Origin of the sequence: Paraburkholderia sp. CNPSo 3281 (assembly GCF_024206515.1) — a bacterium.
GTDB lineage: Bacteria > Pseudomonadota > Gammaproteobacteria > Burkholderiales > Burkholderiaceae > Paraburkholderia > Paraburkholderia nodosa.
The window spans coordinates 109,970-123,662 of record NZ_JAMBPS010000020.1 but is presented as its reverse complement, the minus strand read 5'-3'; the positions used below and the strand labels follow the sequence as shown (position 1 = coordinate 123,662).

13 protein-coding genes and 1 pseudogene are annotated in these 13,693 nt (G+C 61.1%); 2 read left to right on the top strand and 12 right to left on the bottom strand.

The window, feature by feature from the left end:
- Positions 1-174 (bottom strand): transposase (locus M3I56_RS20705; RefSeq protein WP_254354611.1); only part of this gene is annotated, 174 nt, incomplete at its 3' end.
- Between the two features lie 75 nt (positions 175-249).
- Between M3I56_RS20705 and M3I56_RS20700 the strand changes: the two are divergent.
- Positions 250-426, top strand: a pseudogene (locus tag M3I56_RS20700) (plastocyanin/azurin family copper-binding protein); the annotation flags it as partial.
- 810 nt (positions 427-1,236) lie between these two features.
- Here M3I56_RS20700 and M3I56_RS20695 read toward each other — a convergent pair.
- From M3I56_RS20695 to M3I56_RS20660, 8 genes are all read right to left on the bottom strand, one after another.
- On the bottom strand, positions 1,237-1,851 hold the full coding sequence (locus M3I56_RS20695; protein ID WP_254355588.1) for a hypothetical protein: 615 nt from the start codon (positions 1,849-1,851) through the stop codon (positions 1,237-1,239).
- A 48-nt stretch (positions 1,852-1,899) separates the two neighbouring features.
- Positions 1,900-2,685, bottom strand: a complete 786-nt coding sequence (locus M3I56_RS20690) for a molybdopterin-dependent oxidoreductase (RefSeq protein WP_254355587.1) — start codon at positions 2,683-2,685, stop codon at positions 1,900-1,902.
- A gap of 6 nt (positions 2,686-2,691) precedes the next feature.
- Entirely contained in the window at positions 2,692-3,285 is a 594-nt protein-coding gene (locus M3I56_RS20685) for a cytochrome b/b6 domain-containing protein (protein WP_254355586.1), read from the bottom strand.
- A gap of 443 nt (positions 3,286-3,728) precedes the next feature.
- Positions 3,729-3,935, bottom strand: a complete 207-nt coding sequence (locus tag M3I56_RS20680) for a hypothetical protein (RefSeq protein ID WP_254355599.1) — start codon at positions 3,933-3,935, stop codon at positions 3,729-3,731.
- Between the two features lie 334 nt (positions 3,936-4,269).
- Positions 4,270-5,076: an oxidoreductase gene (locus M3I56_RS20675; RefSeq protein WP_254355585.1), complete on the bottom strand. Its 807-nt coding sequence runs from the start codon at positions 5,074-5,076 to the stop codon at positions 4,270-4,272.
- A gap of 31 nt (positions 5,077-5,107) precedes the next feature.
- Complete coding sequence (locus tag M3I56_RS20670; RefSeq protein ID WP_254355584.1) at positions 5,108-8,248, bottom strand: efflux RND transporter permease subunit; 3,141 nt, start codon at positions 8,246-8,248, stop codon at positions 5,108-5,110.
- On the bottom strand, positions 8,245-9,360 hold the full coding sequence (locus M3I56_RS20665) for an efflux RND transporter periplasmic adaptor subunit (RefSeq protein ID WP_254355598.1): 1,116 nt from the start codon (positions 9,358-9,360) through the stop codon (positions 8,245-8,247). Before M3I56_RS20665 ends, M3I56_RS20670 begins: the two co-directional genes overlap by 4 nt.
- Before the next feature lie 83 nt (positions 9,361-9,443).
- Positions 9,444-10,061, bottom strand: coding sequence for a TetR/AcrR family transcriptional regulator (locus M3I56_RS20660; protein ID WP_254355583.1), 618 nt, complete (start codon positions 10,059-10,061; stop codon positions 9,444-9,446).
- Positions 10,062-10,137: 76 nt separating this feature from the next.
- Between M3I56_RS20660 and M3I56_RS20655 the strand changes: the two genes are divergently transcribed.
- On the top strand, positions 10,138-11,598 hold the full coding sequence (locus M3I56_RS20655; RefSeq protein ID WP_254355582.1) for an efflux transporter outer membrane subunit: 1,461 nt from the start codon (positions 10,138-10,140) through the stop codon (positions 11,596-11,598).
- A 149-nt stretch (positions 11,599-11,747) separates the two neighbouring features.
- On the opposite strand, the gene M3I56_RS20650 is transcribed toward M3I56_RS20655, so the two are convergent.
- From M3I56_RS20650 to M3I56_RS20640, 3 genes are all read right to left on the bottom strand, one after another.
- Entirely contained in the window at positions 11,748-12,488 is a 741-nt protein-coding gene (locus M3I56_RS20650) for a 3-ketoacyl-ACP reductase (RefSeq protein WP_254355581.1), read from the bottom strand.
- A gap of 236 nt (positions 12,489-12,724) precedes the next feature.
- Positions 12,725-12,901, bottom strand: a complete 177-nt coding sequence (locus tag M3I56_RS20645) for a hypothetical protein (RefSeq protein ID WP_254355580.1) — start codon at positions 12,899-12,901, stop codon at positions 12,725-12,727.
- Between the two features lie 177 nt (positions 12,902-13,078).
- Complete coding sequence (locus M3I56_RS20640) at positions 13,079-13,576, bottom strand: hypothetical protein (protein WP_254355579.1); 498 nt, start codon at positions 13,574-13,576, stop codon at positions 13,079-13,081.
- Positions 13,577-13,693: the final 117 nt, after the last annotated feature.

The following is a 13,693-nucleotide window of genomic DNA, read 5'->3' as shown; positions in this document are numbered from 1 at the left end:
GGCATCCAGGGACTGCGGAAACGAACATTGCGGAGCGTGCGAGAGTTGTCGCGCGAGTGCGATCAAACGCTGCGTCAGGCGAGCGTCGCCCAACTGCGCCGCACCAAACTCATCATTCGCCCAATCATCGTCATTGTTCGCGTCCGACAATGCCGCTCCTCGCTTCGGGGACATCGCACGAGCGAAAAGTTAACATCGTGAGCGGCAGTTTACAAGCAGCGCCATTCCGAGATGTGGGTAAACCTGAGCAATAAGGGACGGGTGCTGGAGCGCAAGCTGAAAAAGATCGGCGAAGTCGAAGACATCGCGCCGGGCAAGACCAAGCGCGTGTCGTTCAAGCTCGTGCCCGGCCACTACGCGCTGATCTGCAACAAGCCGGGACACTATGCAGCGGGGATGCATACGGCGCTTGTCGTAGCGCCGTAGATCGCCTGGCGAGTCAGCAAAAAGCTCGAAAGACGGCAAGAAGAAGCCATGCGCCGACGCCGGTTGATACATCCGCATTGGCGCGGCCCTTCAATCAGACGGGCATCGTTGTTGCGCGTAAGGAATAAGGCGTCTGTGCGCTGCGTTTATGGTTGTGAAGGCGCCTGCGTTCGCGATGAACCGCGTGACGGCGTCGTCGGTAATTGCGCAACTCATGCCTCGCTGGATACCCCTCAGCGGAACTTCCAACGAGCTTCCTCAGGAGGAAATCATCATGAAGCGGCTTCGGATGGTCCTTGTATGTCTCGTTTGCCTCGGAATGGCCGCGGTTTCTGGATCCGTGGCCGCGAGCGGCGATATGAATCAAGGCGGCAATGGCGCGTCAAGCACTTCGACCAATTCGTCAGGCGGTGGTTACTGAGCGCGGCAGGCGCTGATGCGCAGCACGTGGCCTGGCTCTCCGCGCGACCCGCCGCGTGTTACGTGATTGCGAATCCGTTCGTTCGCCGGATTCCGGGTGTCACCGGTTGTATGGAAGGTCTCCGCGGGCCGGCAAACCCATCTTGGCCCCTGCTGCCCCACTGCGAAAGAAGCAAGGCGTGCCGCGGATTGCGGAATCCGCACGCCTTCGTGAAGCACTGGGCAATTGACATTGCTACTCCATTCGGGGGCATCGGAATTCCCCGCTCGCGCCGCTGGCGCCAGGGAAGAGAGGACATCACGCGCCGGACCGGGATGGGTGTCCGGGCCCCGGTCCGGCACGTGGATCGTGATTGCCGAAGAACTTCTGCGGAATCCGAACGCTTCCTCTTACATTGGCGGGACGACCCCGTTCTTTTCGACCACCAGGCGCTGCGCGGCATACGTACCCTGTGACGCTGGTTTCGCAACCACGAAGACTTGCTTGCCTGGCGCCAGATCGGAGCGCGCAGCCGGCATGAAGGTGACGATCGGGACATTCGGAGGCACCGTGATCTCGTTGCTGCCGCCCTTGTACGACAGCTTCAGATTGCGACCTTCCGTGCCCTGCACGACAGTATCAACATTCGCGTTGGTCATCGTGCTGTTCGGACCGAGGTCCCACGCGTAGTGACCCTCCCCCGTGCCACGCGCGGCTTCAGGAAAGACGACGACTTCGGTCGCCGTCAGCTTGCCATCGGTGCCCGTCGTCGCTGCCGTGCCGACGAACGTACCCGGCTTGATGTCGGACAGCTGCATCGCTTTGACGGACGACACTGGAACGTTTGTCTCGAGGGCGATTGAGACCGTGTCGCCACTGCGTCGATGGACCTTGAGAACATCGCCGTCGAGGGAAACGATATTGCCGCGAATACGTACGGGCCTGGCATCAGGAGTTTGCGCCAGCGCGCCGCCGGCAAGCGCCATTGCGGCAATGGTCGCGCCAACTTTCAGTCGAATGGTCATGAATGCTCCATGTAGCGGATATGCGTTGAGGGAGGAATCGATTGCACTTCAGGAACCGCCGAACCAGTTATAGCCCTGGTTCTCCCAATAACCACCGGGATACTCGTTCGTCAGCGTGATTGCGACGATATGTTTCGGATTCTTGTAGCCGAGTTTGGTCGGCATGCGCAGCTTGATCGGAAAGCCGTATTTTGGCGGCAGCACATCGCCGTCGTACGTCAGCGTAAGCAACGTTTGCGCGTGCAGGGCTGTCGGCATATCAATACTGGTCCAATAGTTATCGGCGCAATGGAGCGCGACGTACTTCGCTGTTGTGTCGGCGCCCGCACGGCGGAGAAAATCGGAGAAACGCACACCGCCCCAATGTCCAATGGCGCTCCAACCCTCGATGCAGATATGCCGCGTGATCTGACTTTCCTGTGGCAGCGCTCGAAGTTCGTCGAGCGTCCATCTGCGTTTGCCGTTCGCGAGTCCTCCCACCTGCAGCCGATAAGTCGCGGCGTCGACTTCGGGTACGTCGTCGATGTCATAGAACGCGTTGAACGGGAAAGGCCGCGTAATCATCGACTCCGGATACGTCGGCGCCATCTTGTTCGGATCGAACAGCAGCGCCTGCACGCGGTCGTTGAAGAACGACATCTTGCGCAGAGCGGTATTCACCGATTTGTCGTTCGAGAGATCGCAGCCCGAGAGCATGGCAATGCCGCCAAGCGTGAGTATCTGTCTGCCGAGCAATCTGCGCGCAGGACTCTTCAATTCGCTGCGCACGTCCTTGATGATCGAATCCGCGTTCGAGACGAGAAACGCATTGGCTTGTTTTTTGCGTGGGCGCATGATCGTTTACCGTCCGCGAATCATCAGGAGCAGTGAGCGCGGCACAAATGCGACCATGATGACGTGTACGACGAAAAACGCGACGAGAATGCTCATCGAGAAAAAATGGACGACACGTGCGTTGTCGTATCCGCCCATCAGCGTTCGCAACAGAGGTAGCTGAACCGATTTCCAGACCGCCAACCCCGAAAGGATCACGATCGCGATGTCCACGATAACCACCACATATGCCAGCTTTTGAACAGCGTTGTAGCGAGTCAGATCCTCGTGCCCCAGCTTGCCGCGCATCGCGGCGGCAAGATCCCGGGCTACCGCACCGAAACGAATGGGGAGAAGTTTTCTACACAGGCGCTTTGAAAGGATGTTCAGGGACAGGTATGCAAGATAATTCGCGACCAGCAGCCACATGATCGCGAAGTGCCACTGCAAGGCGCCACCCAGCCAGCCGCCCAATGTCATGCTTGCGGGAAATTTTAGTCGCGCAAAGATTGGCGAGGCATCGTATATCTGCCAGCCGCTTGTCACCATCAGCGCGACTGCCACGGCGTTGATCCAGTGTGTCGTGCGGACCCAGAGAGGCTGAATTGTCGTTCGGCTCATTTGCAGGCTTCGTGGAAGTTGTTCGTTGACGATCAGATCTGGCTCGATCGATCCGCGGTCGCACCGTGTTGGTGGGTAAACCACGCACGTGCGTCCCTATTCCACTGCTGCCAAGAAATTTATCCTTACAGATTTCCAACAAGGCGAGTCAGCATGACGCGCCCCGGATAGAGCCCTGGAATCCATCGAACTGGCATCCATACGGCTGAAGTGCATCGCGAGATTCGAGTCCCAGACGCTTCACGCGCAGAAGACCCGAACAAGGCGAACTGCGCGGGCTGCCACCTCTCGAAGGCCGGCAAGGGCGGCCTGCTACCCATGTGCGACGGAAATCCCGATGCAGAGCAGGCTCACCCGGGCCTCCCCCTTCAGTTCAACCGCCATATCAAATTGCCGACGGTACACCCGCATTTTTGAATCTTCAGCCGCGTTGCTCACCGAGCTCAAAGTGATCGACCCTGACGAGTGCATTGATTGTGGCGTTTGTGCAGCTGACGTTTCCGTCGATCTCCCTTGTGGGCGATCGTTGAAACAAGCCTGCGGCGGAACAAGGGTGCGAGATTGGCGGATAGACTTGACCGGTCCATTGCCAGTTCTGCTGCCATGTCGCCGAAAATCAGGGGCCCCCTCTGATGCAGCAAGGAGAGCATACAGAACTGCGATGCGGTAACGTCGGAATCTCGAAGCTCTTTGTCGAAATGTGCCCAGAAAGCGCGCATTGCGCGCTGGGCAAAAAAAATGATTCAACGCGAGTGCGGTGACTTCTCCGATAGCTAATACCGGAGAATCAACGGCCTGGCTTTTCATATCTGAATTTTCCAGCTGCTTGCTGCCTCACTTGACAACATCGCCGCTCCAGCGGGGTCAGCGATAATGTCCGGAAGTCGTCGTGACATCGGGCGCCTGAAGCGAACCACTGGTTAGGGGGTCTGCTGGCGTCACGAGGGCGACGGACTCGCCCGCGCTACAGCGCGAGGTAAGGCTTCACGCAAGCCCGAATGTTTTCCTCAAGCTTGAATCAACGGGCCCGGAGGGCATGAAGCGCCGCAATTTGCTCAACAGAGAGGCCTCACCCGCCGGGGTACGACGCATGCGCCAGGCGCCAAGCGCCGCTTCAACGATTGTGTTCGCGACGCCGTCGGGCGCGGGGGCACCTTTGACACTGTTGACGACCGCGCTCGATGCAAGGGCCCGTTCGCGGTCATAGGCGGCGATTTTCGAGCTTGCCAGAGGGGCGTTGATGTCCAGGTTGGTCCTGGTAAAAGTCGGTTCGACCAGTGTTGCGCGAATGCCGAACTGGCGCACCTCATGGTCCAGCGTTTCAGTCAGCCCTTCGACGGCATGCTTGGACGCCGAATAGAGGCCCATGTACGGGGCGGGCAAGAAGCCAAGCACCGAACTGACATTGACGATCCTCCCCGCACGCTGTTCCCGCATGTGAGGGAGTACCGCCTGCGTCGTGCGCAGGATGCTGAATACATTGGTGTCGAACAGGGCCGCAGCTTCGGCGGTCGAAGTTTCCTCCACGGCACCGATCAGGCTCGTTCCCGCATTGTTGACGAGCACGTCGATTCGCCTGGCACGATCGACGATGGACTGGATTCCGGCCTTGACCGAAGCATCGTCGCGAACATCCATCTCGACCAGCTCGACGCCGGAGACAGGCACCGCTTTTGCGATGCTGCGCACCGTGCCAAATACGCGGCAACCTCGCCGCGCGAACTTCTCGGCGGTGGCGCGTCCGATACCCGATGACACGCCGGTCACAACGACAACCGTGGAATTCGACATGAACAGCTCCGTTTGGTGAATTGATGGTGTCTTAACTGCGCGCGTCGAGCGCATCGTGCGTCATCGGTTCTGAACGCGATGACTGATGATCCCGGCTCTTGTGCGGATCCGCGGGGTTGCCGGGCCGGATCCTGAACCAGATGGAATACATGGCCGGCAGGAACACCAGGGTCAGAATCGTCCCGGCGAACGTGCCGCCGATCAGCGTGTAGGCGAGGGTTCCCCAGAACACCGAATGCGTCAGCGGGATGAAGGCCAGGATCGCCGCCATGGCCGTCAGGATCACCGGGCGGGCACGCTGCACGGTGGCTTCGACGACCGCATGGAACGGATCTAGTCCCGCGTGTGCGTTCTGATGGATCTGCCCGATCAGGATCAGCGTGTTGCGCATCAGGATGCCCGAGAGCGCGATGAGGCCGACCAGCGCGTTGATACCGAAAGGCTGCCGGAACAGGATCAATGTCGGAACGACACCGATGAGGCCGAGCGGACTCGTCAGGAACACCATCACCATCGCGGAAATCGAGCGGACCTGGAGAATGATGATGACCAGCGTGATCGCCAGCATGATCGGGAACAGCGGCAACATGGCGGTGGTCGCCTTGGCCGATTCCTCGATGGAGCCCGCCTGCTCGATGCGATAGCCGCTGGGCAGCTTCGCGATGATCGGCTGAAGCAGCCCGGTGATCGCCGTTGATACGTCCGGCGGCTGCAGGTTGTCGGCAATGTCGCCACGCACCGTGATCGTCGGCACACGGTCGCGCCAGCGCATGATCGGCTCCTCCATGCGCACGTCGACCTTGCCCACCTGCGACAGCGGAATGCGTTGCCCGTTGGCGCCGGCCAGCGTGAAGTCGCCGAGCCGGGCAGGGTCGAGACGCACATCGCCGGCCGAACGCGCGACGACCTGCACGGTTCGAATGTCCTCACGCACGGCGGTGACGGGCACGCCGGTAAGCAGGAACTGCAGTTGTTGCGCGACGGCGCTGGACGTCAGTCCTACCGCCTGCAGACGGTCCTGCTGCAACGTGAAGTGCAGCGTGGGCGAGCGCGTGCCCCAGTCGGTGTTGACCGTGCGCATCATCGGACTGGCCTCCATCACCTGCTGAACTTCAGCCGCGATTGCGCGCAGCGTGTCCGGGTCCGGACCGGCGACGCGATAGGCGACCGGGAACGGCGAATACGGCCCGAACACGAGTTGTGTGACCCGCACGCGCGCTTCCGGGGCGAGACCGTCGGCAATGGCCTGACGCAGTCGCTGCTTCAACGCGTCGCGCTCGTCCTGGCTGTCGGTGCGGACCACGATCTTGGCGAACGACGGATCGGGCAGCTCCGGCCCCATGGCCAGGTAAAAGCGCGGCGCACCTTGCCCGACGTAAGCCGTGACGATCCTGGCTTCCTTCTGTTTAGCCAGCCACGCCTCCACCTTTTCGGTAGCGGCGCTGGTTTGGGAAATGGATGTGCCATAGGGCATCTGCACCTCGACCAGCACTTCGGGACGGTCGGAGATTGGGAAGAACTGCTTCTTGACCACGCCCATTCCGAGGATGGCCAGGGCGAAGAGGCCAACGACCGAACCGGCGACCAGCCATTTGCGCGCAATGACGCGCGTGAGCAGCCGCCGGAAGCGGTTATAGCGCGGCGTGTCATAGATCGCGTCATGCCCCCCTACGACCTTTTTGAAGTCGGGCAGCATCTTCACGCCGAGGTAGGGTGTGAAGACCACGGCAACGACCCAGGATGCGATCAGTGCAATGCCAACGATCCAGAACATGTTGCTGGTGTATTCGCCTGCGGTGGACCGCGCGAAGCCGTTGGGCATGAAGCCGACGGCCGTCACCAGCGTGCCCGAGAGCATGGGGGCGGCAGTATGGCTCCAGGCATAGGCAGAGGCGGCGACACGGCTGTAGCCTTCCTCCATTTTCACCACCATCATTTCAATGGCGATGATCGCGTCGTCCACCAGCAGGCCCAGCGCCAGGATCAGGGATCCCAGGGTGATGCGGTCGAAGTTCTTGCCTGTCGCGGCCATGACCACGAACACGATGGCCAGCGTCAGCGGCACAGCCGCTGCAACCACCAGTCCTGCGCGCCAGCCCATGCTCACGAAACTCACGAGCATGACCACCAGCAGAGCGGCGAAAAACTTGAGCATGAACTCGTCGACCGCCGAATGAATGTTGACGGCCTGATCCGTGACCTTGGTCAGACTCATGCCCAGCGGCAGCCCGGCGTTGATTGCGCCGACCTCGCTGTCCAGTGCCTTGCCGAGATCGAGCCCGTTCCAGCCGTCGCGCATCACGATGCCCAACAGCAAGGCTGGTTCGCGGTTGTTGCGGATCATGAATGTCGCCGGATCTTCATAACCGCGCTCGACAGTGGCAATGTCCGACAGCTTCAGCGTGCGGCCCTGCGCCACGACTGGCGTGTCGCGGATCTTCTGCAGGTTGTCAAAGGCGCCGTCCAGGCGAATGAACACCTCCGGACCTTTGGTCTCCACGGAGCCGGCCGGCGTCAGGGCATTCTGGCCATTGAGCGCGGCGAACACGTCCTGCGGGCTGACACCGAGTGTTGCCAGCCGGTCATGCGAGAACTGGATGTAGATGCGCTCGGCCTGCTCGCCGATGATGTTGACCTTCTTCACGCCCGGCACGTGCAGCAATCGCTGGCGCAGCGTTTCGGCATCGCGCACGAGCAGGCGCTGCGGTTCTCCCTTCGCCTTCAGCGCGAACAGTGCAAAGGTGACATCCGCGTATTCGTCGTTGACCATCGGCCCGATCACGCCAGCCGGAAGATTGGCTGTCTCGTCGCTGATTTTTTTCCGGGCCTGGTAGAACTCCTCCTGCACTTCCGACGGCGGTGTGCTGTCGAGCAACGTCAGCGTTGTGAAGGCCAGCCCAGGTCGCGTGTATGTCTCGGTCCGGTCGTACCAGCGCAGCTCCTGCATGCGCTTTTCGATTTTCTCCGAGACCTGATCGTGCATCTCCTGCGCGGTGGCACCAGGCCACGCGGTGATGATGGTCATCACCTTGATCGTGAACGCCGGGTCTTCGGCGCGCCCCAGCTTGAAGAACGACAGAAGTCCGGCCAGAGAGATCAGGCAGATCAGGAACAGGGTGATGGAGCGCTCGCGCACGGCGAGCGCCGACAGGTTGAATCGGCCTTCGCTCACGGACGGGCTCCTTCGTTCGCCACCGCGACGGCCTGGCCGGGCAGCCGGACCTGTTCGCCTTCGCGCAGCAACTGGGCACCGAGCGCAACGACGCGCTCGCCTTGTTTCAACGCCCCTGACACGCGAGCGCTGTCGTCGTCCAGGTGCAGGACCGTGACCGGCCGCCATGCAACCCTGGCCGGTTCGCCGTTGACGACCCACACGCCGGGCCCTTTGCCCGCGTCGAGCACTGCGCCGATCGGCACCTGCAAGCCGCCCAGGAGCGCCACGCGTGCGTCCGGTATCTCGATCGTGACGGTTGCGCCCAGCGGCGCGTCGGCCAGGGCACCCTGCAGCACATAACGCGCTTCGAAGGTGCGGGTACGCGGGTCCGCCGTATCCGAGAGCTGGCGCAGCGTGGCTGGCACGCTGGCGCCGCCGTTACCGAACAGGGTGGCCTGGGCGACCGAACCGATGGCGGGGCGCAGGGTTTCCGGCAGCTGGATCACAGCCTCGCGGCGCCCGGCGTGGGCCAGGCGCACCACCGGCTGTCCGGCGCTGACGACCTGACCCGGTTCGGCCAGCGTTTCCATCACGACGCCATCCCCGTCCGCCACCAGCTCGGCATAGCCGGTCGCATTGCGCGCGACGTCGGCGTCCGCCTCGGCCGCACTGAGCTGCGCCCTGGCGGCATCGGCGGCCGCCTTGGCCTGGTCGTACGCCGAAGCCGATATCGCCCCGGTACCGCGCAGGTCGCGGTAGCGCTCCTCATCCTGCGCGGTCTGCTGCGCCCGTGCCCGCGCGGCGGTGACCGCGTCCTGCCGGGCCTGCGCGGCAAGCTTCAGATCAATGGGGTCGAGGCGCATCAGCAGCTGACCACGTTTGACGGTTTGCCCGGCATCCACCAGCCGCTCCAGCACCTTGCCGGAGACGCGAAATCCCAGGTCGCTTTGCACGCGTGCGGCGACGGTTCCGGTAAACGAACGGGACGCGGGGATCGCCGCCTGGGCGATGGCGGTGCGCACCAGGGGCGTCTCGGTGCGCGGATCGGAAGGCGCTTTTCCGTCGCAGGCGGCTAGCGCAAGTGGCAGTGCACAGACGACTGCAGAGGTAGCGAGGCGACGCCGGAGCATGAAAGTCCCATTGATGGAGGAATCGGGGCTTTCATTGTGGTTCAAGTGACCAATTTAGTCAATGGTCACAAATGAAATTTCCATCAAGGCGACAGACTGCGGAGCACGAGGCTGGACAGTTGCGCAGGCGCGACCTTCGTGTAATCGAAGCTGTACTGCAGGAGCATCGGGTTGAGGTAGGGACGCATTACCAGATAGATCGCCATCGCGGTCTCATCGAGCGGTGTTTTGCGCTCGAAGTCCCCGCTCTGCCGACCCTCCTGCAGGATGTCCTGAAGCAGCTTCTGGACGCGCGCTTCATACGCAAGCACGGCCTGCCAATTCTCCGTGGCCGCAGATGCTGCAATCTCGTAGAGCTTGCGGTCCTGGAAAAACAGACGGAGGCTCGCCTCGGTGAAGACGCTGAACATTCGCCGCAACTTCTCCGGCGGCAGATCGGTCTGGGCGACGGCCGCCCTGACCTCGGTTTCGATCTCGTGCAGGCAGTTCGCGCAAATCATCTCGCCAATGGCCTGCTTGGACTCGAAGAACTTGTAAATGTAGGCCTTGGAGAACCCGATCGCCCTGGCGAGATCGGAGACCGTCGTTTTCTCGTAGCCATACCGGCTGAAGTGCTCGGTGGCGGCGACAACAATCTGATCTCGTATCTCGTGGTCAGCGGGGCCGCGAGTCGTGATGGGGGGAGTGGTGGCTTTTTTCATGGGGATAGCATACAGCAATAGACAACTAGTGACCATTTGGTATTATGGTCACAACAGTAACCCTGCGCAGACGGTCATGCTACCCAATCACATCCTTGCCGCGATCATTGTTGCCGGCCTCTCGACAGCCTGCGCCGTGGGCCCTGATTACGTCCGGCCCAATGTAGCCATGCCCGGGCAGTTCCAGGGCCAGGACGCAGTGAATCACCGGCACGCGGTGGCCAGTGCTGACCTGGTCACGTGGTGGACGGGTTTCGGTGATCCGCAACTCACACGATTCGTCGCGCTCGCGCTGGAACAGAATCTGGACCTCGCGCAGGCCGCCGCGCGCGTCTCGCAGGCGCGCGCAGGACTCGGGGCAGCGAATGCCGCGCTGCTGCCTTCAGGCAATGTCAGCGGCCAGGCGGCGCGAGTCTACCAATCTGTCGAAACGCCCTTGGGGCAGGTCCTGAATTCGACGCCCGGATTCGACCGCTACGGCAACGACTACGAGGCCAACTTCAGCGCGAGCTGGGAACTGGATGTGTTCGGTGGCCTGCGTCGCGGGCGGCAGGCGGCTCTTGCGGAGTACCAGGCTTCGGAAGCCGGCGCGGTGGCCACACGCCTGGCTGTGGCGGCGCAGACTGCCGATATTTACATCACGATTCGTGGATTGCAGGCCCGTCTGAAGGTTGCCCGGCGGCAGGTGCAAACGCAGCAGGATCTGCTCTCGACCATCAAGCTTCTGTATGGAAAAGGACTGGCGGCCGATCTTCAGGTGAGCCAGGCTGAGGGTGCGCTGGCCCAGGTACAGGCATCCGTCCCTGTCCTGGAGACGACACTGGATGCGGCCATGAACGCACTGGATGTGATGCTGGGCTCGCAGCCCGGCACGCATCAAGCCGAGCTGGTCGATGCTGGCGACATCCCGGCCGCCCCGCGGATCGCGGGCACGGGAACGCCGGGAGAGTTGCTCAGGCGCCGACCCGACCTGATCGTGGCCGAGCGTCGCCTGGCTGCGTCGAACGCGCGCATCGGGGTGGCCATCGCCGAGTATTACCCGAAATTCTCTCTGAGTGGACTGATCGGGAGCGCAACATCGATGGCCGCGGGCAATCTGTTCACTGGCGGCGCCAGTCAGGCGGCCGGGGTGCTTGGGCTGCGCTGGCGTCTGTTCGATTTCGGCCGCATCAATGCACAGATCGCGCAGGCCAGGGGCCAGGACGCCGAAATGTTGGCCGCGTATCGGCTTGCTGCACTACATGCAACGGAAGATGTGGAGAACGCCTTTTCAGCACTCGTCAAGCGGGAAGAAGAGGCCGCGGTGCTCACGCAGGGAGTGAACTCACTCGGGCGGGCCCGAGCCGCTTCGTTTGTGGCATATCAAAAAGGTGTCGTCAGCCTGATTGAAGTCCTGCAGGCCGACGAAAACTTGCTGCGCGCATCCGATGAGCGGGTGCAGGCGCAAACGGAATCGGCAAAGGCAGCGGTTGCTGCCTTCGAGGCACTTGGTGGTGGTTGGCAGCCCAGCGATCCTGAGGCCGTGGCAAGCCGGTAGACACTGCGGTTGGGCGTCAAGGGGGCCGCCGACCAGATGCGTGGCGGAGAGGGCGCGTCGGGCCCACTCTCCACTTCATCTGGTGGTCGCCGAAATGGCTCTGCCACCCTGTTACCAGCGAGAGAGCCCATTGCCTTCGGTCGAGACCGCTACCCCATGTGAAGGCCACCGTTTAGCGAGAAGTCTGCTCCAGTCGAAAAGGCTGCTTCGTCGCTGGCGAGCCACGAGACAATTGAAGCGATCTCGTTGGCTTCTCCGAGGCGCCGGACTGGAATGCTCTGGACGATGGCATCAAGCACCTCGGGACGAACGGCCCGAACCATATCCGTCCCAATGTACCCAGGGGATACCGTATTCACCGTGATGCCCTTTGTCGCGACTTCCTGGGCAAGCGCCATCGTAAAGCCATGAATGCCCGCCTTCGCGGTCGAATAGTTGGTCTGGCCGAACTGTCCTCTTTGTCCATTCACCGAGGAGATGTTGATGATGCGCCCCCACCCCTTTCCGACCATCTCCTCGATGACCTGCCTGGTTACATTGAAAAGGCTGGTCAGATTCGTGTCGATGACATCGTTCCAATTCTCACGAGACATCCTGCGAAAAACGCCGTCTCGCGTAATGCCCGCGTTGTTCACCAGCACATCGATGTCGCCGATCTCCTTCTTCACCTTGGCGAAGGCGACCTCGGTTGATTCCCAGTCCGCGACGTTGCCTTCCGACGCAGTGAAGGAAAAACCGAGCGCGGCCTGATCGGCCAGCCACCGTTCGCGACGCAACGAGTTTGGCCCACAGCCGGCCACGACGGTAAATCCGTCGCTATGGAGCCGCCGGCATATTGCGGTTCCGATTCCACCCATGCCCCCCGTTACATAAGCAATTCGCTTTGCCATTGTTGCCCTCTCCCATTGCGCTACGTTGATCAATCGAAACGCTTTCAGGTACCGCTAGTCACGTTGTACGAAATCGGTTCGCAAATGACTGGCCATGACGCGACCCGGAACATCGGCTCGACTCGACGCCCTGGGCAACTGGGGACTCACGTTCCGCCTTCACTGTTGCCATACAAGGTTTCCTTCGGCGCATTGGTACACGGCCGTTCCTGCGAGAACGCGTGCGGAGCGAAGGTTCAACGCGTTGCCCCAGGCGACGGGCCACGCTTTACAAACCCCAGAAGGACTTCTACGGCTCTCAGGTTTCCGCGCTCCTCCAGCTTCATGGCGAGTGCGCGCGTGAATTTTTTCAGTTCCTCAGGTCCGTGTGCGGCCTCAAACTGAAGAAGCGTTTCCTTGATGGCTGCCTGCATGCTTTCTTCGTGCAGCATGCTTGAGATGTGAGAAGCACTTCGCGCCAGTTCCATATCATGCGCAATCAGCCACCGCCTATCACCCGCTCTGTGGCGACCTGTCGTCATATTGGCGGTCTTGTCAATGGCCGGGCTTCAACTTCGACGATTCGCACAAGCCGCGTGTCGAGTTTTCACTCAAAATTGCTCCGACCGCAGGGTATCGAATTCGTCGCGGCAAACTTCGCTGAATCGGCTCAGAATGTCGATCGAACCATCGGCGAGCATTTCGCGCAGTTCAAGGAAAGTTTTTTCCGGCGCATCATAGGTATCCACAATCTTTCGCCCGATCCGATCGGCTTCAATTGCAACCTCCGTAGAGGATTGGACACGCATGCGGCTTATCTTCGCGAACAGACTGACGATAGCGGTAACGTCCGGCTCTTTGTGCTGTAGCGCGTGGACATAGCATTGCGATGCCTGCTCGATAAATTCCCTGTAGAGTTCCTGCCGATGGATGCGGTCGTGCGCAAGCGACTCTGCCCTTGCCTGGGTTCGTTGAGTAACAAGCGATGTTAGGCCACCGATGGCTGCACCGAACAATGCCGCTGTTGCTGATAAGAGTGTTGCGTTCATCGTGTTCAATTGGCAACGGCCGCCTGCATTTACGCTCCCGACTGCGATGACTGTGTCCATGACACCGCTCTCACTTGGGACGTCATCAAACGCCAGTAATGACATTACATTCAAAATTGATTGTTATGTCAATATGGTGCAAAAAATCGCAACCAGATGTCGGATGTGGACACGCCC

Bases quoted from the DNA above. Each gene is read 5' to 3' on its own strand.
- M3I56_RS20695 (WP_254355588.1), bottom strand. From the start codon at position 1,851: ATGACCATTCGACTGAAAGTTGGCGCGACCATTGCCGCAATGGCGCTT.
- M3I56_RS20690 (WP_254355587.1), bottom strand. From the start codon at position 2,685: ATGCGCCCACGCAAAAAACAAGCCAATGCGTTTCTCGTCTCGAACGCG.
- M3I56_RS20685 (WP_254355586.1), bottom strand. From the start codon at position 3,285: ATGAGCCGAACGACAATTCAGCCTCTCTGGGTCCGCACGACACACTGG.
- M3I56_RS20680 (WP_254355599.1), bottom strand. From the start codon at position 3,935: ATGCTCTCCTTGCTGCATCAGAGGGGGCCCCTGATTTTCGGCGACATG.
- M3I56_RS20675 (WP_254355585.1), bottom strand. From the start codon at position 5,076: ATGTCGAATTCCACGGTTGTCGTTGTGACCGGCGTGTCATCGGGTATC.
- M3I56_RS20665 (WP_254355598.1), bottom strand. From the start codon at position 9,360: ATGCTCCGGCGTCGCCTCGCTACCTCTGCAGTCGTCTGTGCACTGCCA.
- M3I56_RS20660 (WP_254355583.1), bottom strand. From the start codon at position 10,061: ATGAAAAAAGCCACCACTCCCCCCATCACGACTCGCGGCCCCGCTGAC.
- M3I56_RS20655 (WP_254355582.1), top strand. From the start codon at position 10,138: ATGCTACCCAATCACATCCTTGCCGCGATCATTGTTGCCGGCCTCTCG.
- M3I56_RS20650 (WP_254355581.1), bottom strand. From the start codon at position 12,488: ATGGCAAAGCGAATTGCTTATGTAACGGGGGGCATGGGTGGAATCGGA.
- M3I56_RS20645 (WP_254355580.1), bottom strand. From the start codon at position 12,901: ATGCAGGCAGCCATCAAGGAAACGCTTCTTCAGTTTGAGGCCGCACAC.
- M3I56_RS20640 (WP_254355579.1), bottom strand. From the start codon at position 13,576: ATGGACACAGTCATCGCAGTCGGGAGCGTAAATGCAGGCGGCCGTTGC.